This is a genomic window from Leclercia sp. GLN_9 (assembly GCF_043105735.1).
In the GTDB taxonomy this organism is placed as follows: domain Bacteria; phylum Pseudomonadota; class Gammaproteobacteria; order Enterobacterales; family Enterobacteriaceae; genus Enterobacter; species Enterobacter adecarboxylatus.
The window spans coordinates 228,557-247,685 of sequence record NZ_JBICLV010000010.1 but is presented as its reverse complement, the minus strand read 5'-3'; the positions used below and the strand labels follow the sequence as shown (position 1 = coordinate 247,685).

17 protein-coding genes are annotated in these 19,129 nt (G+C 57.4%); 12 read left to right on the top strand and 5 right to left on the bottom strand.

All coding sequences use genetic code 11. From position 1 onward, the window contains the following. Nucleotides 1-175: 175 nt before the first annotated feature. Nucleotides 176-1,087 carry an aromatic amino acid DMT transporter YddG gene (yddG, locus tag ACF8PE_RS06180; protein ID WP_032616729.1) on the bottom strand — a complete coding sequence of 304 codons (912 nt, stop codon included), beginning with the start codon at nucleotides 1,085-1,087 and terminating at the stop codon, nucleotides 176-178. 396 nt (nucleotides 1,088-1,483) lie between these two features. Here yddG and ACF8PE_RS06175 point away from each other — a divergent pair, with 396 nt between their 5' ends. From ACF8PE_RS06175 to ACF8PE_RS06155, 5 genes are all read left to right on the top strand, one after another. Continuing rightward, nucleotides 1,484-2,380, top strand: coding sequence for a dihydrodipicolinate synthase family protein (locus ACF8PE_RS06175; RefSeq protein ID WP_144883453.1), 897 nt, complete (start codon nucleotides 1,484-1,486; stop codon nucleotides 2,378-2,380). Between the two features lie 9 nt (nucleotides 2,381-2,389). Next, a complete protein-coding gene (locus ACF8PE_RS06170; protein WP_392494692.1) occupies nucleotides 2,390-3,892 on the top strand; it encodes an aldehyde dehydrogenase in 1,503 nt (500 codons plus the stop codon). Continuing rightward, complete coding sequence (locus tag ACF8PE_RS06165; protein ID WP_223263924.1) at nucleotides 3,867-4,175, top strand: hypothetical protein; 309 nt, start codon at nucleotides 3,867-3,869, stop codon at nucleotides 4,173-4,175. Before ACF8PE_RS06170 ends, ACF8PE_RS06165 begins: the two co-directional genes overlap by 26 nt. A gap of 95 nt (nucleotides 4,176-4,270) precedes the next feature. Further along, nucleotides 4,271-4,972, top strand: coding sequence for a GntR family transcriptional regulator (locus tag ACF8PE_RS06160; protein WP_032616732.1), 702 nt, complete (start codon nucleotides 4,271-4,273; stop codon nucleotides 4,970-4,972). A gap of 255 nt (nucleotides 4,973-5,227) precedes the next feature. Next, entirely contained in the window at nucleotides 5,228-6,547 is a 1,320-nt protein-coding gene (locus ACF8PE_RS06155) for an FAD-binding oxidoreductase (RefSeq protein ID WP_032616733.1), read from the top strand. A 77-nt stretch (nucleotides 6,548-6,624) separates the two neighbouring features. Here ACF8PE_RS06155 and ACF8PE_RS06150 read toward each other — a convergent pair whose 3' ends face one another. Genes ACF8PE_RS06150 through ACF8PE_RS06140 form a run of 3 tightly spaced genes read right to left on the bottom strand, consistent with a single transcriptional unit; the run spans nucleotide 6,625 to nucleotide 9,969 of the window. Further along, entirely contained in the window at nucleotides 6,625-6,975 is a 351-nt protein-coding gene (locus tag ACF8PE_RS06150) for a DUF1294 domain-containing protein (protein ID WP_032616734.1), read from the bottom strand. A gap of 46 nt (nucleotides 6,976-7,021) precedes the next feature. Further along, nucleotides 7,022-8,806 carry a diguanylate cyclase gene (locus tag ACF8PE_RS06145; RefSeq protein ID WP_077227023.1) on the bottom strand — a complete coding sequence of 595 codons (1,785 nt, stop codon included), beginning with the start codon at nucleotides 8,804-8,806 and terminating at the stop codon, nucleotides 7,022-7,024. Nucleotides 8,807-8,859: 53 nt separating this feature from the next. Beyond that, a complete protein-coding gene (locus ACF8PE_RS06140; RefSeq protein WP_032616736.1) occupies nucleotides 8,860-9,969 on the bottom strand; it encodes an AI-2E family transporter in 1,110 nt (369 codons plus the stop codon). 439 nt (nucleotides 9,970-10,408) lie between these two features. Here ACF8PE_RS06140 and mmuP point away from each other — a divergent pair, with 439 nt between their 5' ends. Next, nucleotides 10,409-11,806, top strand: coding sequence for an S-methylmethionine permease (mmuP, locus tag ACF8PE_RS06135; protein WP_059308658.1), 1,398 nt, complete (start codon nucleotides 10,409-10,411; stop codon nucleotides 11,804-11,806). Next, the gene (mmuM, locus tag ACF8PE_RS06130; protein ID WP_077227022.1) at nucleotides 11,793-12,725 is read left to right on the top strand and encodes a homocysteine S-methyltransferase; all 933 of its coding nucleotides are present in this window, start codon (nucleotides 11,793-11,795) and stop codon (nucleotides 12,723-12,725) included. Before mmuP ends, mmuM begins: the two co-directional genes overlap by 14 nt. A 238-nt stretch (nucleotides 12,726-12,963) precedes the next feature. Here the strand turns inward: mmuM and ACF8PE_RS06125 are convergent, their stop codons facing one another. After that, nucleotides 12,964-13,863 (bottom strand): LysR family transcriptional regulator, encoded by a 900-nt coding sequence (locus tag ACF8PE_RS06125; protein ID WP_077227021.1) that lies wholly within the window; start codon nucleotides 13,861-13,863, stop codon nucleotides 12,964-12,966. 230 nt (nucleotides 13,864-14,093) lie between these two features. On the opposite strand from ACF8PE_RS06125, the gene ACF8PE_RS06120 reads away from it, so the two are divergent. The 5 genes from ACF8PE_RS06120 (at nucleotide 14,094) to ACF8PE_RS06100 (ending at nucleotide 18,915) form a co-directional block, all read left to right on the top strand. Beyond that, on the top strand, nucleotides 14,094-14,444 hold the full coding sequence (locus ACF8PE_RS06120) for a cyclophilin-like fold protein (RefSeq protein ID WP_077227029.1): 351 nt from the start codon (nucleotides 14,094-14,096) through the stop codon (nucleotides 14,442-14,444). 133 nt (nucleotides 14,445-14,577) lie between these two features. Next, nucleotides 14,578-15,795, top strand: a complete 1,218-nt coding sequence (locus ACF8PE_RS06115; protein ID WP_103791808.1) for an MFS transporter — start codon at nucleotides 14,578-14,580, stop codon at nucleotides 15,793-15,795. A 16-nt stretch (nucleotides 15,796-15,811) separates the two neighbouring features. Then, the gene (locus ACF8PE_RS06110; protein WP_059308654.1) at nucleotides 15,812-16,858 is read left to right on the top strand and encodes an NAD(P)-dependent alcohol dehydrogenase; all 1,047 of its coding nucleotides are present in this window, start codon (nucleotides 15,812-15,814) and stop codon (nucleotides 16,856-16,858) included. 16 nt (nucleotides 16,859-16,874) lie between these two features. Next, nucleotides 16,875-17,903 carry an alpha/beta hydrolase gene (locus tag ACF8PE_RS06105; RefSeq protein WP_077227020.1) on the top strand — a complete coding sequence of 343 codons (1,029 nt, stop codon included), beginning with the start codon at nucleotides 16,875-16,877 and terminating at the stop codon, nucleotides 17,901-17,903. Between the two features lie 25 nt (nucleotides 17,904-17,928). Beyond that, complete coding sequence (locus ACF8PE_RS06100; RefSeq protein ID WP_059308652.1) at nucleotides 17,929-18,915, top strand: aldo/keto reductase; 987 nt, start codon at nucleotides 17,929-17,931, stop codon at nucleotides 18,913-18,915. The last annotated feature ends 214 nt before the right edge of the window (nucleotides 18,916-19,129 follow it).

Below are 19,129 nucleotides of genomic sequence, written 5' to 3'. Positions count from 1 at the left end.
GAGGCCGCTTTCCATTAATCAAGCGATTACGGAATAAATATAGGTCTAAGAAGATTCAAGCGTTAAATAATAGCGTGCGTTATTTCGCGTAATTCATGGCAAATACTCCTCCGCTGCAGGATGGTCGGATAAGATGTTAGTTATATTTATTATGGTGTTACTGTGTTTATTATTTTTAAGACGTTTCGTCAGATAAACGTTTTACGGCAACCGTGCGCGTTGACCACCAGCAGATAAGCGAGCCGAGGCTGACCATCGCCGTCCCTTGCCAGAAAGCCAGCGTCAGGTGCGAATCCAGCATAAACGCCGCCAGCACTGCCGAGATAATCGGAATAAAGTACGACGCCGCCGCCAGCACCGTGACGTTGCCGTGCAGGATCCCCACATTCCAGGCAGCATAACCAAAGCCCATCGCCATCGCCGCCAGCAGCAGGCTGATCCACGCGTGCCACGACAGAACAAATTCCGGCTGGGGCGAGGTGAAATATTTCACCCACAGCGTCAGCGCCGTTAAGATAAAGAACAATGTAATTCCGTTATTTCCCCGGGCGATACGTTGAGTGACCACGCAATATATGGCCCAGATCACCGCTCCGCTGAATGCCAGCCCGTAACTTAACGGATTATCCATAACGTTATTCATCATCTCTGTCAGCGAAAATCCCCCGTTGCCACCTAATACCCGGCCTATTCCGATAATGGCTAACACCACGCCGGGAATAATTAACGGGCTGGTTTTCTGCCGGTTAACGATCACCGCCAGTAAAATCGTCATGCTCGGCCAGAGGTAATTCACCATTCCCACTTCGATGGCCTGACGCCCGCTATGGGTAAAGCCCAGCGACAGGGACAGGCACAGCTCATAGCAGACGAACAGCACGCTGCCGATGATGAGATAACTCACCGGGAACTTCTGGATCTTCGGAAAGCCAATGGTAAACAGCAGTAACACCGCGCTACAGGTGTAAATCAACGCCGCTCCGCCCACCGGGCCAAAGCCTTCGCTCACGCTTTTGATCAGGCCGACAATCGCGCTCCACAGCAGGATGGCGATCAGGCCGATGAGTGTCGCTTTCTTATGGGGCATACCCGGTACCTCTGTTTACATTCTGGTCACAACCCGGCGTTGCGGTGTGGTGTTTTGTTAAATTCTGGTTAACTACAGCATTAAAACTATGCCGCCGGAAAGGCGCTGTAAATACGTCTCAGAGGGTGATAATTCGGGAATGTGATCGCTATCGGAAATTATATAGAAAATTACTACGAAGAAATAATTCATTTATTTTATTGATTTATATAAATTATTTTTCACACATGTGTAAAAATCTCCTGTTATTACGTATTTATGTTGTATTTTTCATGTATACAAAAAATATTCCTCCATTGACCTTTTACCTGCCCGTGTGCAAATTTTTAACAAACGCAGTCCATCAGGGTTGCGTAGCAGACTGTGATGGTCGTGAATTCCCCTCTGGAGGTTATCGTGTTGACATTTGAAGGTATCTACACCCCGGCAATTACCCCTTACGCAGCCGATGGCAGCATTGATTTTGCACGCTTTTCCGAGGTGCTGGAGTCGCTGATCGAGGCCCGCGTTCACGGCATCATCATTGGTGGCTCCACGGGCGAATATTACGCGCAGAGCCAGGAAGAGCGTAAAGCGCTGGTGGAACACGCCCGTCAGGTGATTGGCACTCGCCTGCCGCTGATCGTCGGCACGGGGGCCACCCGCACCGAAGACGCGGTGGACTACGCCAAACATGCGCGTGAGATCAAAGCCGATGCCATTCTGGTCACCTCGCCACCGTATGCCCTGCCGACCGAGCTGGAAAATGCCCATCACGCGCTGACCGTGGATAAAGCCGCCCAGCTGCCGATCATGCTCTACAACTACCCGGGCCGCATGGGGATCACCATGGGCGAGACCTACTTTCGCGAAGTGAGCCGCTCACCCAACGTGGTCGCCATTAAAGAGAGTTCCGGGGATTTCAACAACCTGCACCTGCTGGCCTGCAAGTTCCCGAACATCGCGCTTTCCTGCGGCTGGGACGATCAGGCGCTGGAGTTCTTCGCCTGGGGCGCGCAAAGCTGGGTCTGTGCTGGTTCTAACTTCATTCCACGCGAACACGTGGCGCTGTATGAAGCCTGCGTGGTGGAAAAAGATTTCGCCAAAGGCCGCAAAATCATGGCCGCCATGATGCCGCTGATGAACTTCCTCGACGGTGGCAAGTTTGTGCAATCTATCCGCTACGGCTGCGAGCTGAACGGCCTGACCTCCGGCACGGTGCGCGCGCCGTTGCAGGATCTCAATGAAGAAGAGAAAGCGCAGCTGAAAGCGGTGATCACTGATGTAAAACGCAACGTCGCTGCGGCGCTGTAAGGAGGCGATATGAGTCAGCTGCACACGCTGGACGACGTAACGGCCATCGCCCGGGATCTCTCCCTGGCGAGCAAGGCCTTTATCAACGGGCGCTTCGTCGCCGCGCAATCTGGTAAAACCCTGCCCACCACCAACCCGGCCACCGGGGAGACCCTTGGCCACATCGCTGCCTGCGACATCACCGATGTCAATGCCGCGGTGGAGGGAGCGCGCAGTGCGTTCGAGGCCGGGAGCTGGAGCAAGCAGGCACCGGGCGAACGCAAAGCGGTGCTGCTGAAACTGGCGGCGCTGATGGAGCAGGAGATCGACCAACTGGCGGTGCTGGAAAGCCTCGACAGCGGGAAACCGGTAAGCGAATGCCTGGCGGTGGACGTGCCGGAAACCATTCACGTCCTGAAGTGGCACGCAGAAGCCATCGATAAACTGTATGACCACACCGCCCCGGTCGGTAACGGCGCAATGGCGCTGGTCGTGCGCGAGCCGATTGGCGTGGTGGGGTGCGTTCTGCCCTGGAACTTCCCGCTGCTGATGCTGGCCTGGAAGATCGGCCCGGCACTGGCGGCTGGCTGCTCGGTCATCGTGAAACCGGCAGAGCAAACCTCGCTCACCGCGCTGCGGGTCGCCGACCTGGCCTTTGAGGCGGGCATCCCGGCGGGCGTGCTGAATATCGTCACCGGCACCGGCAAAGAGGTCGGGGAGCCGATTGGTCTGCATCCCGATATCGACATGGTGAGCTTTACCGGCTCCACGGCCACCGGACGACGCTTCCTGCACTATGCAGCCGAATCTAACCTCAAGAAGGTGGTGCTGGAGTGCGGCGGTAAAAACCCGGCCGTCGTCTTCGACGATGCGGGAGATCTGGCGACCGTGGCCGGACATGTGCTTAACGGCGCATTCTGGAACATGGGCGAGAACTGCTCTGCCACCTCGCGCCTGCTGGTGCAGGAAAGTGTTAAAGCGGCGCTGCTGGCCGAAATGGCAAAACAGATCGGTGACTGGCCGATGGGCAATCCTCTCGATCCGCGCAACCGGCTCGGCGCGATGGTCTCGACGGAACATTTCAGCAAGGTGAGCGGTTATCTCGATACGGCTCGCCAGGAAGGGCTGCGGATTGTGCAGGGGGGCGATACCGAGCAGGGTGCCTATGTTCAGCCAACCATTATCGACGGGGTGACGCCCGAGAGCGCGCTGTTCCAGGAGGAGATCTTCGGCCCGGTGCTGTGCGTGACCACCTTCAACACCGAAGCCGAGGCTGTCGCCCTGGCAAACGATACACAGTACGGTCTGGCCGCATCGGTCTACACCGGCAAGCTGAACCGGGCCATTCGGGTATCGCGCGCCATTCGTGCGGGTACGGTAACGGTGAACTGCTTTGGGGAAGGCGACGCCACCACGCCGTTTGGCGGCTACAAGCAGTCGGGGTTTGGCGGGCGCGATAAATCTGTCTTCGCCCTCGACCAGTACACCGAACTGAAGACCCTCTGGATTGATCTCTCTGAAGACGACGCCTGAAGCCGTGTTTAACGGTCTGGAAGAGAGAATTCATTTCTATTTCTGTCTTCTGGTGGCGGTTGGCCTGTCGAGAAAGCAGGGACGCATTTGCTCTAACCGGCAGAAAAATGCCTTTATTATGAAATGGCTAAAAAATGCCGGGCGGTTGAGGACGTTTCGCCACGTTGCCGGCAGTGAAATAGACTGGCTACGTGGGGAGATCCTGCGCCATCCACCGGATCGGGATCCAGAGCCTGTCCTGAGGCTGATCTATCTGACTGCCAGTGAAATGCGCAGAACATGATTGCCGTGGCTGATAATTTTGCTGTTGCACATCTTTATCTGTAGGTTAAGCAACATCATAGTTAAGCATCACCGGTCGATTTTCAGGAGGCGTCAATGAGAACGGGAAAGGTAGCGCTGTACGAGGATCTCAAGCGACATATTCTGACCATGGAGTTGGATCCAGACGAGCTGCTGGATGAAGCCGCGCTGACCGCGCAGTACGGTCTGTCCCGTACGCCGGTGCGCGAAATCTTCCAGCGCCTGGCAGGAGAAGGGTATCTCGAAATTGTGGAAAAACGCGGCGTGCGGGTGATCCCGATGAGTCACTCGACGCTGCGCAATTTCTTCCTGGTGGCACCGATGATTTACGCCGCCACCGGACGCCTTGCCGTACAGCATTACAAGCCAGCGCAGTTAAAAGCGCTGAAAGAGACCCAAAAGCGCTTTCGCAAAGCGGTGCAAACCCGCGATGCCGAGGCGCTGGCGCTGGAGAACAACCGTTTTCACGAGATCATGGGCGAGATGGCGGCCAATCCCTATTTGCAGCCGAGCCTGGGGCGTTTGCTGATCGACCATTGTCGTATCGGACACACCTTCTTCCGGCCGCAAAACGAGGATATGGAGCGCCGCTTACAGCTGGCCGCGGATCATCACGATGCGTTTATCGTGGCCATTGAGGCACGTGATGAGCAGGCGGTCGTCGATCTGGTCTTTGAGCACTGGGAGCTGTCGCGGGAAAATATGGAAATTTTCATCGCTCCGCAGGGGCTAAAAGCTGACAATTTTGCGCCTTTCCAGGAGGGCGATAACCGCTAATCTTCTTGCCATAAGGCCTGCTGGCGACCGCTGACAGGCCCTCTTCTCCCATGCTGTTTTCTTCTCAGACGCCCCGCTGCGCCGGGCTTCGCACGCCTTTTTTATCATTCCGTTAACTATTTTTATACTTCATGTATACATGCGATATACATCACATATTCATTTACTCATGATGGCTAACATTGATCCCATATCAGTTGCCGGATCCTGCGGTGACGTGACGAGAACATAATCAGAGCTACCGGAGTAACCAACGTGCAAAAGATCACTTCTCTGCCTGCTGACGACGCCCTGCCGGGTTGGTATCACACCAGTCAACCGCGTACCCCACGTCCTGCCCACGTGGGGCAAAAACATGCCCGCTGGGCGATCGTCGGTGCCGGGTTAACCGGGCTGGCGGCGGCCCGTCAGCTGGCGCTAAATTTTCCGAATGATGAAGTGGTGCTGATTGAAGCGCAGGACGTGGGTTTCGGATCCTCCGGGCGCAACGCCGGTTTTGCCATTGATGTGCCGCACGATATCGGGGCCAAGGACTATATCGGTGACGTCACCACCGCCAATTTGATCCTCAAACTCAACACCCTCGGGCAGAACTACCTGCGCGGGATCGTGAAAGAGCACGGTATCGAGTGCCAGATGACCGAATCCGGCAAATATCAGGCCGCGGTGGGGGAGAAGGGGGTCGCGATTCTGGAGGCTTACCGCAGCGGGCTGGAGAAAATTGGCCGCCACGCAGAGATGATTCCCGGAAAGGATCTGCCGGACCATATCGGCACCTCTTACTACCAGCAGGCGCTCTACATTCCGGGCACCATTCTGCTCCAGCCGTCGGCGCTGGTGAAAGGCCTGGCGGACAACCTGCCGTCTAACGTGACGCTGTATGAAAATACCCCCATCACCTCCATCGACTATGGCGACAAAGTGACGCTGGTGCATGCTCAGGGCACCATTACCGCCGACACGCTGATTCTGGCGAATAACGCCTTTGCCGCCCATTTTGGTTTTCTGCGCGGGCGCCTGCTGCCAACCTTCCTCTATGGCAGCCTGACTCGCCCTCTGACTGCTGAAGAGCAGGCGCAGCTCGGCGGCAAGCCGGTATGGGGCGTTATTCCGGCACACCCGTTTGGCAGCACCGTGCGCCGCACGGTCGATAACCGCATCCTGATGCGTAACAGCTTTAGCTTCCATCCCGATGGCCGCCCACGGGAAAAGCAGCTGAAGCACAATATTGAAACCCACCGTAAATCGTTCGAGCGTCGCTTCCCGATGCTGAGTAAGGTCGATTTCGAATATTCCTGGAGCGGGGCTATCTGCCTGTCGGACAACCACGAGGGCTTCTTTGGTCAGCTGGCACCGAACGTCTATGGCGCGCTGTGCTGTAATGGTCTGGGAATTACCCGCGGCACCGCCACCGGCAAACTGCTGGCGGATATGATCGCCGGAGAGCGCAACGAGCTGATCGATTTTCTGGTGGCATCGCCAGGCCCGAACCGAACTCCGCCGGAGCCGTTTCTGTCGATGGGGGTGAATTCGGTGCTGAAATGGGGCCAGTTCCGCGCCGGGCTGGAGGTGTAACGACATCCTGCCCTCTTCCTTGAGGGAGAGGGCCAGAGTTAGGGATTACTCTACTGTGGGCCTGGCCACGCTTGCCATCATAAGTGGCTGTCAATCAGGGGCCAAAATCGCCAGGCCGCCAGCAGCAGCACGACGTTAAGTATCACCGTGATCATAAAGTAGGTCTTAAACGGCTGTTTCTGGGTTTTATGCCGAAAGAGCTGCTGGCCGAGGATCGCTCCCGGCCATCCACCCACCACCCCAAAGATCAGCAGTGTCGCCTCAGGGACCCGCCGCCAGGCCTTGCGTGCCGCCAGCTTGTCAGCGCCATAGATAACCAGCGTCAGTGCGCTGACGAGCACAAACCACATCGCCAAAGGGTGCGGCAGCAGGGCGCTGCCCGCAGCGGTAAAGGCCAGAAGAACGTAACAGAAGTAATTGAGATTCATAAGGCGGCAACGGCATCAGGAAAGGAGAGGGGGCAATGATAGCCCCTCACTCCGCCTCAAGCATCCCGAAACTGACAATCCTTGAGCGCCCCAGCTCCTTCGCCCGGTACAGCGCCACATCCGCGGCGCGCAACAGGTTGTCGCTTTGGGCGTGCTGCGGGTAGCTGGCAATGCCGATGGAAACATCCACCGTGCCAATCTCCGTTAACTCATACCGCAGCGCCAGGCTGCGCACGTTGGTCTGGATTTCGGAGGCGCAGGCAAACGCCGCCGCGTCATCTGCGCCCGGCAGCAAGATCAGGAACTCTTCCCCGCCATAGCGGAACGGCATTCCCTTGTCGCCTACCGCACGCTGCACCACCGTCGCCACGCTTTTAATCACCAGATCGCCCGCATCATGACCAAATTTGTCATTAATGGCTTTGAAGTGGTCGATATCGATCATCAGGCAACTGACCGGCTGACCGGTGTGCTGCGCCTGGCCAAGCTGCGTGCGCAGGGCGTCATCCAGATGATGCCGGTTGCGCAGATTGGTCAGCGGATCGAATAACGCTTTCTCCAGCAGGGCATCGCGCAGGCGCTGGTTAGCCAGCGCCAGGCCAAGGGCTTCGGCCATCAGTTCCAGATAGGCGCGGGACGGTGCCCGTTCCCGGGTGACATTCTGGAATGAGAGCAGGCCGATGGTCTCGCCCTGGGCAATCAGCGGTACGCAAAGCGAATGGTCGGCGCAAGCGTCTGGCAGGTGATAGCAGGTGATATCCGGCTCGCCGGTCACGGGCGGATGGCTCTGCCCGCGGCGCACCGCCCAGCACTGGTCGGGGTGGAAGGGTTCGGCTTCGCCCTGCGGGTCGAGCCATTCGGCGGCACAGTGCATCTGCCACGGCTCCCGCTCCAGCAGCCAGAGCCGTCCGGGGACGCCAGGGGCAATGCCGGGCGCGAACAGCCGGGCCACGTTCAGGACATCCTCGACGGACTCGCAGCCCTGTAGCCGCTGGGTCATTCGCGCCAGCAGTTCCCGGATCGCCCAGTCGGCATCGCGCTCCTGTTCCAGCCGTTGCCGCACCAGGCCATTTTCGCGAAAGATACGGATCGCCTGCGCCATGTCGCCAATCTCATCGATCTGGCGGTAGTCTGGTGCTTCTACCGCATAATCCTGCGAGGCCAGCCGGTTAACCACGTCGCTCAGGCGCACCACCGGGCGCAGTACCCGGCGTTTGAGGATAAAACCGAGAACAAACAAAAACATCAGCGCGGTCAGGCCGACCATCACTTCAGAGAGCGTCCGCAGCCCGCGCGATTTGACCGTGGCGTCGTCAATGGCCGCGTCGGTACGTCTGTCGAGCATCTGACGAAAATGGTCGAGCTGATTCTGGACCTGCTCCAGTTCGTTCTCATAACGCTCGCCATAAATCAGTCCGACGGCCTGAGATTGCTGCCCGCCTTTCACGCTCGCGATGGCGCTCTGCTGTTCATCCTGCAGGGCATCGGCCACGGTTAACCCTTCGTGCAGCAGCGCCAGCTCATCATCACTGGCACCCGCGTCCCGCAACTTTTGCAGGCGATGCTCAATCCCGACCATCGCTTGTGCTTTCTGACGGTACTGGTCGGCTACCGCAGGATCCTGTTTGATGACGTACAGCCGCGCAAGGTCGGAGAGCGCCCAGGCGTCGGCCTCCACCTCTTCGGTGAGCTGATCGAATACATAGCGCTGTTCAACGGCCTGACGCTCAACCTTTTCGGCGTTGGAGGCCATCAACATGGCCACGCCGGAAGCGAGGGTCAGGCAGACGGTGGCGCCGTATGCCCAGTTAGTGATAGTCGCGATACGCACGGCGTATTCCTTTTAGGTCGCGATAGCGTCTGTAGGATGATAATGCTTGTTATTCATAAGTCTCGAGAATTTTTCCCCTCTTCGATAATCGCATCGTCAATCTCTTCGGCATTACCGGCATGATCGCGACCCGAGAGCAGATTCCAGGAGGCAATAAACAGCGCGGCGATGAGCGGGCCAATGACAAAGCCGTTGATGCCGTAAATCTCCATCCCGCCGAGGGTGGTGATCAGAATCAGGTAATCGGGCATTTTGGTGTCTTTCCCCACCAGCAGCGGACGCAGCAGGTTATCCACCAGCCCTACCACCAGCACAAAGAACCCGACAATAAACAGGCCCTGCCATAGCTGGTGGGTGGCGAAGAGGTAAATGGCCGCCGGGACCCAGACAATGGCCGAGCCGACCGCCGGGATCAGTGACAGAAACGCGATCAGCGCGCCCCACAAAATGCTGCCATTAATTCCAACAACCCAGAAGGCGATGCCGCCCAGCAAACCCTGCACTAACGCCACGACGGCGGTGCCTTTTACCGTCGCTCTGGCGACGCCGGCAAATTTGGCAAACAGATGCTGTTTGGCGAAATTCGACAGCGGCAGGCTGTCGAGGATTTGTCGCATCAGCCAGGGGCCATCTTTCAGCAGGAAAAATAGCAGATAGACCATGACGCCGAAGCTGATGGCGAAGCCAAAGGTCCCTTTACCAATCAGGAACGCGCTGCCGGCAAGGTATTGCCCGCCTCTTAACGCCGCCTCAGAGAGCTTCTGCTGGATCTGCGTGGCGGTATCCAGGTCGTGCTCGATCATCAGCGCGCGCACCCAGTCAGGCAGATGCGAGAACAGACTCGCGAACACCCCGGAAAACTGGGTGTCGTTCTGCTGCAGGCGCGTGTAAACAATATTGAGTTCAAAGGCCAGGGAGGAAAAGATCACCATCAGGGGAATAAAGACGATCAGGCAGATAAGCAGGACGCTCAACAGCGACGCCAGCCCGTTACGATCGCCCATCCGAATACGCAGTGTGTTTTTGACCGGGTAGAAAATCACCGCCAGGATCGCGGCCCACAGGATCGCCGAAAAGTAGGGCGACAGCACATCAAAAAACGCCCAGGTGACAATCAGGAGTATGAGAATGAAAAACCCTTTGGTCAGTCCGTTAAATCGCATTAGCTCATCCTTTATTAATGAAACACTACGACTATAGAGTGTTTTGCATGAATTAACATTCTCATGCTTTCGTAGGGGACGATTGCCCGGCGACGATGCGCTCGTGCGGGCCTGGAGAAGCAGCCCTACGCACGCCGGGTATGACAACACCGCCATCCGGCAGCAGGCCGCAACGCCCGGCAGTTTAGCGGATAAAAAACAGATCCTACTTTCGCCTGACCGACGAACCAGCCTGTACGGCACATGATGTAAGTATCGACTTGCAGGAGGTGTCTTATGGCATGGCGACCCTATCTTTACGTCATTTACACGGTTCGACCCCGGCTGAGCGCCCGTCGCGCGCGTCTTCGTCTGGTGCATGGCTAGCAATTTGTTAACAATCGCGGTATAAACACACCTTCTTTTGGATGTTTAGATGTCCATACGTATAGAAGGTGATATGCAAACACAACAAAACGGGCAGCTACAGCGCACCATGAAGACCCGCCACCTGATCATGCTCTCCCTCGGCGGCGTGATTGGCACCGGGCTGTTTTTTAATACGGGTTACATTATTTCGACCACGGGCGCAGCGGGAACGCTGCTGGCCTATCTGATCGGCGCGCTGGTGGTCTGGCTGGTGATGCAGTGCCTGGGCGAGCTCTCGGTAGCGATGCCGGAGACCGGCGCTTTTCACGTCTATGCCGCGCGCTATCTCGGCCCGGCGACCGGTTACACCGTGGCGTGGCTCTACTGGCTCACCTGGACGGTGGCGCTGGGATCGAGCTTTACCGCCGCCGGATTCTGCATGCAGTACTGGTTCCCGCAGGTGCCCGTCTGGGTGTGGTGCGTGGTCTTCTGCGCGGTCATTTTCGCCCTCAACGTCATTTCGACCCGCTTCTTTGCCGAAGGGGAGTTCTGGTTCTCGCTGGTGAAGGTCATTACCATCATCGCCTTTATCCTCCTCGGCGGGGCGGCAATCTTTGGTTTTATCCCGATGCAGGACGGTTCCGCAGCTCCCGGGCTGGCGAACATCACCGCCGAAGGCTGGTTCCCGCACGGCGGTCTGCCGATCCTGATGACGATGGTGGCGGTTAACTTTGCCTTCTCAGGCACCGAGCTTATCGGTATCGCCGCCGGGGAAACCGAAAACCCGCACAAGGTCATTCCGGTGGCGATCCGCACCACCATTGCCCGCCTGATCATCTTCTTTATCGGCACCGTATTCGTGCTGGCGGCGCTGATCCCCATGCAGCAGGCCGGGGTGGAAAAAAGTCCGTTCGTGCTGGTGTTTGAGAAGGTCGGCATTCCGTATGCGGCGGATATCGTTAACTTTGTCATCCTGACGGCGATCCTCTCGGCGGCCAACTCAGGGCTGTATGCCTCGGGGCGGATGCTGTGGTCCCTGTCGAACGAGAAAACCCTGCCGCGCTGCTTTGCCCGGGTGAACAAAAACGGCGTGCCGCTGACGGCGCTGTCGGTGTCGATGCTCGGCGGCGTGCTGGCGCTCTTCTCCAGCGTGGTCGCCCCGGACACGGTGTTTGTTGCGCTGTCGGCCATTTCGGGCTTTGCGGTGGTGGCAGTGTGGATCAGCATCTGCGCCTCGCACTTTGTCTTCCGTCGTCGTCATCTGCAGGCCGGAAAACCGCTCGGCGATCTGCACTACCGCGCCCCCTGGTACCCGCTGGTGCCGGTGCTGGGCTTTATCCTGTGCCTGGTGGCCTGCGTCGGCCTGGCCTTTGACCCGAGCCAGCGCATTGCCCTTTACTGTGGGCTGCCGTTTGTGGCGCTGTGCTATGGCGCGTACTACCTTACTCAACATCTGAAAACGCAGGAGCCTGAACATGTCGCAGAATAATCCGCTTACCGCCCTCCTGGAAACCCAGCCGTTTGTGGTGCTTGACGGGGCGATGGCAACGGAACTGGAAGCGCGCGGTTGTAACCTGGCCGACAGCCTGTGGTCGGCCAAAGTGTTAATGGAAAACCCGGAGTTGATCCGCGACGTCCACCTCGATTACTTCCGCGCCGGGGCGCAGGTGGCGATCACCGCCAGCTACCAGGCCACACCGGACGGGTTTGCCGCCCGCGGGCTGGACGAGGCGCAGTCCCGGGCGCTGATTGGTAAAAGCGTCGAGCTGGCGCGTAAGGCGCGCGAGGCGTATCTGGCAGAAAATCCGCAGGCGGGTACGCTGCTGGTGGCGGGCTCGGTCGGGCCGTATGGTGCCTATCTGGCTGACGGATCGGAGTACCGGGGCGACTATACGCGTAGCGCTGAGGTGTTTGCCGCGTTTCACCGCCCGCGGGTGGAAGCGCTGCTGGATGCCGGGGCTGACCTGCTGGCCTGCGAAACCCTGCCGTCGTTTGCTGAAATTAAGGCCCTGGCCGATCTGCTGACAGCTTACCCGCGCGCCCGGGCGTGGTTCTCGTTTACCCTGCGCGACAGCGAGCACCTGAGCGACGGCACCCCACTGCGCGACGTGGTCGCTGCGCTGGCACATTACCCGCAGGTGATTGCCCAGGGCATTAACTGTATTGCCCTTGAGAACACCACCGCCGCGCTGCAACATCTGCAAAGCCTGACCGCGCTGCCGCTGGTGGTCTATCCGAACTCGGGTGAACACTACGATGCGGTCAGCAAAACCTGGCACCATCACGGCGAAGCCTGTGAAACGCTGGCGGGCTATCTGCCGCAGTGGCTGGGGGCGGGGGCGAAGCTGATCGGCGGGTGCTGCCGGACGACACCAAAGGATATTGCGGATCTGAACGCACAGCGGTAATAAAATGTCGTGACTTCTCCCTCTCATAGGACCGCACCCCGGTAGACGCAACCACGGAGATTAGGGGCGCGCTGACTGCGGCCAGGACAATATGCGGAAATGTGAGCGTGTGCCTGGCCTAATCCTTGAAGGATGGGCTGAATAAGGGCAGAACGAATGTAAAAGGCCGGAATGTCCGCTTTGTGCCAGAAGCGGACGTTCACGTCCGTTCCTGAAATATTGGCCCGATAATTCAGCGTTACATTTTCCGGTTAATACGCAACGCATCCACAACGAGTGAAAAGGCCGGAGAGGGTTGTTTACGGCTGGGATAATAAAGATAGTAACCGGGAAAAGGACGACACCATTCTTCAAGTACGCGGATCAGTTTTCCTTCCGGCAGATGTGTGCCGAACTCCTCTTCAGGTAAAAAGGCAATGCCCAGTCCGGCAAGCGCGGCATCAACGACGTGTTCCGATGTGTTAAACGTCAGTTGGCCTTCAACCCGAACGTGAAATTTGCCGTTTTCCTGCTCAAACTCCCAGGCGTAGATTTTCCCCGATTGAACCATGCGCTCATTAATACAGCAGTGTTGCATCAGATCGCGTGGCGTCTGAGGAGCGGCGCACCGGGCGAAATACTCAGGGGAAGCTACAGCCGCCATGCGCAGTTTCGGGCCAATGGGTACGGCTATCATATCTTTGTCGATAGTGTCTCCTAGCCGCACGCCGGCATCGAAACGATCCGCAACGATATCCCGGAACCCGTGGTTGGCATCAAACTCAATATGAATATCCGGATATTCGCGTAACAGTGGTGTCAGCTTTGGCAGCAGCGTGGTCTTCAGAACATTAGGTCCACAAGTAATACGGACCGTCCCCGCAGGTTTATCACGCAGTGCCGTCAGCATGTCCAGCTCGGCTTCAATCTCATCAATACGATGGCCCACAGACTGCAGCAGTCGCTCCCCGGCAGCCGTCACTGACACACTGCGCGTGGTCCTTGTCAGCAGGCGGATTTGCATCCGTTCTTCCAGCCCGGAAATCGCCTGGCTCAGTGCGGGCTGGGTCACCCCAAGCTGCGCGGCTGCGCGCGTAAAGCTGCCCTCACGCGCCACGGTGACGAAAGAGAGTAAGTCGTTGAGATTGCGTCTGGCCATGATTGTTTCCGGTCTATTTATAAATTTTACTTATAAGGTCATTAAGGATTCATTAGCTAGTTAACCCACCGCATATTGGTAACAATAATGCGATGAAAAAGTCAACGCTAACCCTTATGCAAAACGCTTACCGCAGAACGTCACTGTTGCTGCTCCTTGCCGGCCTGCTTTTCGTCACGCAGTCCGCAATGGCGGGTGACAACGACCGGGGAGTCGTTCAGGAGACGCTTGTGAAAATTGAGATCATTGTGGAGGGAGAAACCGCCACCGCCACCCTCTTTGATACGCCGACAGGCCGGGACTTTGCGTCTCTGCTTCCCCTCAGCCTAACGCTGGAAGACTATGCCGATATCGAGCGCATAAGCAACTTGCCGCGCAGGCTTTCTACGGCACAGGCACCGGACGGTATGACGCCGGAAGCCGGAGATATCACTTACTACGCGCCCTGGGGCAACCTGGCGATTTTTGCCCGGGGCAGGGATTACGCCCGTTCACTGATCCCGTTAGGGAAAGTGGATTCCGGACTGCCGGTCCTGCAGCGCCACGGACCTCTTGCGGTGCAGATCAGGGTCGCCAACTGACCCACAGCATCTTCCGCACCGCGATTATTCCTCTTATCACCGTCCCGCCCCCGTATGCCGTTTCAGCTCCTCCTGCAGTGCTGAAGGCTTCGCGGAGGAGACTTCATGTTATCTACTGAAAAGAAATCCCTGAATGAGTAATAAGACAGACGAGAACAGAAAAAAAACCACCGGAAGCGGGAAACATCCCGCGCACTGGAGTGGTGTCTTTGCCATGACGCTGTGCGTCTTCGCCCTGATCGCCTCCGAATTTATGCCGGTCAGCCTCCTGACACCGATGGCGCAGACCATGCATGTCACCGAAGGCATGGCCGGACAGGGCATCGCCATTTCCGGGGCATTTGCCGTGGTAACCAGTCTGTTTATTTCCGTGCTGGCAGGCACGCTTAACCGGAAAACGCTGCTGCTCGGCCTGACCTGCATTATGGCGATTTCCGGTGCTGTTATTGCGATGGCACCCAATTACCTGACCTACATGGCGGGCAGGTCACTGATTGGCATTGTGGTCGGCGGGTTCTGGTCGATGTCGGCCGCGACGGCAATGCGTCTGGTCCCGGTGCACCGTGTTCCGCTGGCTCTGGCTATTTTCAACAGCGGCAATGCTCTGGCTACCGTCGTGGCTGCCCCTCTGGGCAGCTGGCTCGGATCGGTGGTTGGCTGGCGGGGTGCCTTCTTCTGCCTGGTGCCGGTCGCCATCATCGCGTTTGTCTGGCAATTACTCAGTCTGCCTTCCATGCCGGTCACCCGTCAGGCCGCGGCTTCCCGCAACGTATTCATGCTGTTTCGTCGCCGGGTGGTCACGCTGGGCATGCTGGGTGTGGGGATCTTCTTTATGGGGCAATTCACGCTCTTTACCTACATCAGGCCTTTCCTTGAGACGGTGACGCGGGTGGATGCTGCAACGGTGACCCTGGTCCTGCTGGTTATTGGTGTCGCGGGTTTCATCGGCACTACCCTGATTGGCCGGGTGCTGAAACGCGGGTTCTACCCGACCCTGATGGCCATCCCGGTGCTGATGGCCATCACTGCGCTGGCACTGATTGCCTTCGGCAGTGATGTAGCCATCGTGACGGCGCTGCTCGGGCTGTGGGGGCTGATTTCCACTGCCGCACCGGTGGGATGGTGGGCATGGGTTCCGCGTACTTTCCCGCAGAATGCCGAAGCGGGCGGCGGACTGATGGTGGCGATGGTGCAGCTGTCCATTGCCCTCGGTTCGACGGTGGGCGGCCTGCTTTTCGACCATCACGGCTACCAGAGCACCTTCCTGGCCAGCGCCGCGATGCTGATTATCGCAACCGTACTGATCTTTTTGACCTCGCGGGCAGACACTTCTGCCGCAGACCATTCATAAACCCAGGAGTAATGCCATGACAGTTAAAGCTTACGGTGCCCATGCGGGCACACTGCCGCTGGAGCCGATGGATATCACCCGTCGCGCCCCCGGTGCCCATGATGTGCAGATTGATATCGCGTACTGCGGTGTCTGCCATTCGGATATCCACCAGGTACGCGCTGAATGGGCCGGAACGCTCTATCCCTGCGTACCGGGACATGAAATTGTCGGTCGTGTAGTGGCCGTTGGCGATCACGTCTCCGGTTTTTGTGCAGGGGACCTGGTGGGGGTCGGCTGCATTGTTGACAGCTGCAGGCACTGCGGTGACTGTGACGACGGGCTGGAGAACTACTGCGACCATATGACGGGGACATACAATTTCCCGACGCCGGATGCACCGGGCCACACGCTGGGCGGATATTCGCAGCAGATTGTGGTGCATGAACGCTACGTCCTGCGCGTTACTCACCCGGAAGTGCAGCTGGCCGCCGTGGCACCGCTGCTGTGCGCGGGGATCACAACGTACTCCCCGCTGCGTCACTGGCAGGCGGGTCCCGGCAAAAAGGTCGGGGTGGTCGGTATCGGCGGGCTGGGGCATATGGGGATCAAGCTGGCGCACGCCATGGGCGCGCATGTCGTGGCCTTTACCACGTCTGAGTCCAAAAGAGGCGCCGCCAGAGCGCTTGGTGCAGATGAAGTTGTGGTCTCCCGTCATGCCAGCGAAATGGAAGCCCATGCAAAGAGCTTCGATTTCATCCTCAACACCGTTGCTGCACCGCATAACCTCGACGTGTTCACCGCACTGCTGAAACGCGACGGCACGATGACACTGGTGGGTGCGCCAGCCACGCCGCATGACGCGCCAGAAGTATTCAGCCTCATCATGAAGCGCAGGTCGATTGCCGGGTCGATGATTGGCGGCATTCCTGAAACGCAGGAGATGCTCGATTTCTGCGCCCAACACGGCATTGTCGCCGACATTGAGCTTATTCGAGCCGATCAGATTAACAACGCCTATGAGCGCATGCTCAGGGGCGATGTGCATTACCGGTTTGTCATTGATAACGCCACCCTGGCTTAATAATAAGGAGACCATCATGAAAAAATTTACGTTAGCGCTGGGGCTGTTGATCAGTGCATTTGCTTCCTCTGCGGCGGATATGTCCCGTGGAGCCGATAATTTTTATAAAAGCGATAAGGTGACGCAGCAAAAAGTCACCTTTAAAAACCAGTATCAGATGGCCGTGGTCGGCAACCTGTTTATCCCGAAAACGATGGGCCAGAACACCCGACACCCGGCTATCGTCGTGGGTCATCCGATGGGAGCCGTTAAGGAACAGAGTTCAAATCTTTATGCGCAGAAGCTGGCGGAGCAGGGTTTTGTCACGCTGGCTATCGATCTCTCTTTCTGGGGAGAAAGCGAGGGCAAACCGGGGCACCTGATTTCACCGGAAATCTACACAGATGATTTCAGCGCGGCGGTTGATTATCTGAGCACACAGCCGTTTGTCGATCCGGATAACATCGGTGTGCTGGGTATCTGCGGCAGCGGAAGTTTTGTTATCAGTGCCGCCAAGATTGACCCGCGTATGAAAGCCATTGCCACGGTCAGCATGTATGACATGGGGAGCGCGTTCCGTAATGGCCTTAATCATTCCCAGACGGGAGAACAACGTAAGGCCTTTATCCAGTCAGCCATTGAGCAACGGTTAGCCGAGTTTAAGGGCGGCGAGACGGCTTATATCCCTGGCACCGTGAACAAACTGGATGACTCCACACCGGATATTCAGCGTGAGTTCTTTGATTTCTACCGCACAGAACGCGGCGGCTACACCCCGCAGGGTCAGAAAGAAGAACTGACGACGAAACCGATGTTGAGCAGTATTGGCAAGTTTATGAACTTCTATCCGTTCAACGACATTGAAACTATCTCTCCGCGCCCGATGCTGTTTATTACCGGCGATCAGGCACACTCAAAAGAGTTCAGCGAGGATGCTTTCAAACGCGCCGGTCAGCCTAAAGAACTGTACATCGTACCGGGCGCAGGGCATGTCGATCTGTATGACCGTACCGACGTAATCCCTTTTGACAAGCTGACAGACTTTTTCCGTAAAAATCTGAAATAACGTGTTCAGTTAAGGAGCATCTGACATGAACTACAAACATCTTGGTCGTACCGGACTGCGGGTGAGCCGCATCGGTCTCGGCACCATGAATTTCGGTGAGCTGACGGATGAGTCGGCCAGCTTCAGGATCATGGATGAAGCCGTGGATGCAGGTATCAACTTTTTCGATACCGCTGACGTCTATGGCGGGCCGCAGTCACCGGATATGGCAAAGGGTTACGGAACATCCGAAGAAATCATCGGTAACTGGTTAGCGCGCAGTGGTCAGCGTGACCGGATAGTGCTGGCCACGAAAGTTTACCAGCCGATGGACACGGGCCCGAACGACAAATACCTGTCTGCCTACCATATCCGCCGCGCCTGTGAGGCCAGCCTGAAAAGGCTGAAAACGGACCATATCGATCTCTACCAGATGCACCATATCGACCGGAACACGCCCTGGGAGGAGATCTGGCAGGCCATGGAACAGCTGATCCGTGAGGGTAAAATCAGCTACGTGGGCAGCAGTAACTTTGCTGGCTGGGATATTGCCACTGCACAGTGCAAGGCTGACGCGCGCAACCTGCTGGGGCTGGCATCGGAACAGAGCCTGTACAACCTGACCCAGCGTACGGTTGAGCTGGAGGTCATTCCGGCGCTCCGTCATTACGGCATCGGCATGATCCCGTGGAGCCCGGTCGGGATGGGGATGCTGGGTGGCGTGCTGAAAAAAATTGCCGGTGGCCGCCGGTCAACACCGCAGTTGCAGGCACAAATCAACCGCCTGCGGCCGCAACTGGAGGCCTGGGAAACACTGTGTGATGAGCTGGGGGAAACACCATCAGACGTCGCGCTGGCATGGCTGCTGCAGAACCCTGTGGTTAGCGCCGTGCTCAGTGGTCCGCGTACAGTTGAACAGCTCCGTCAGAATCTCAATGCCCTGACGTTGTCTCTTTCAGACGATACGCTCAAAAGGCTGGATACCATCTGGCCGGGACCAGGCGGGGAGGCACCTGAAGCTTACGCGTGGTAAACGGTTATCAATGTTAACAATTACCGGCCTTCGGGTCGGTAATTAAATTATTTCGGCGAAATTTATTACCTGAAGATGTTGTACTTTTCATCAATTCTTAGATGTCCGCTTTTCGCTCACAGCGGACCTTCAGCCAGCAAACTCGTCCGCTTTGTGCCAGAAGCGGACATTATAAATATTAAGACAGGATTGAATGTTAGGGCAGCTTGGACTG

Excerpts from the sequence above, each read along its gene's own strand:
- mmuP (WP_059308658.1), top strand. The coding sequence starts at position 10,409 with ATGCAAACACAACAAAACGGGCAGCTACAGCGCACCATGAAGACCCGC.
- ACF8PE_RS06115 (WP_103791808.1), top strand. The coding sequence starts at position 14,578 with ATGAGTAATAAGACAGACGAGAACAGAAAAAAAACCACCGGAAGCGGG.
- ACF8PE_RS06125 (WP_077227021.1), bottom strand. The coding sequence starts at position 13,863 with ATGGCCAGACGCAATCTCAACGACTTACTCTCTTTCGTCACCGTGGCG.
- ACF8PE_RS06105 (WP_077227020.1), top strand. The coding sequence starts at position 16,875 with ATGAAAAAATTTACGTTAGCGCTGGGGCTGTTGATCAGTGCATTTGCT.
- ACF8PE_RS06110 (WP_059308654.1), top strand. The coding sequence starts at position 15,812 with ATGACAGTTAAAGCTTACGGTGCCCATGCGGGCACACTGCCGCTGGAG.
- mmuM (WP_077227022.1), top strand. The coding sequence starts at position 11,793 with ATGTCGCAGAATAATCCGCTTACCGCCCTCCTGGAAACCCAGCCGTTT.
- ACF8PE_RS06150 (WP_032616734.1), bottom strand. The coding sequence starts at position 6,975 with ATGAATCTCAATTACTTCTGTTACGTTCTTCTGGCCTTTACCGCTGCG.
- ACF8PE_RS06170 (WP_392494692.1), top strand. The coding sequence starts at position 2,390 with ATGAGTCAGCTGCACACGCTGGACGACGTAACGGCCATCGCCCGGGAT.
- ACF8PE_RS06140 (WP_032616736.1), bottom strand. The coding sequence starts at position 9,969 with ATGCGATTTAACGGACTGACCAAAGGGTTTTTCATTCTCATACTCCTG.
- ACF8PE_RS06100 (WP_059308652.1), top strand. The coding sequence starts at position 17,929 with ATGAACTACAAACATCTTGGTCGTACCGGACTGCGGGTGAGCCGCATC.
- ACF8PE_RS06160 (WP_032616732.1), top strand. The coding sequence starts at position 4,271 with ATGAGAACGGGAAAGGTAGCGCTGTACGAGGATCTCAAGCGACATATT.
- yddG (WP_032616729.1), bottom strand. The coding sequence starts at position 1,087 with ATGCCCCATAAGAAAGCGACACTCATCGGCCTGATCGCCATCCTGCTG.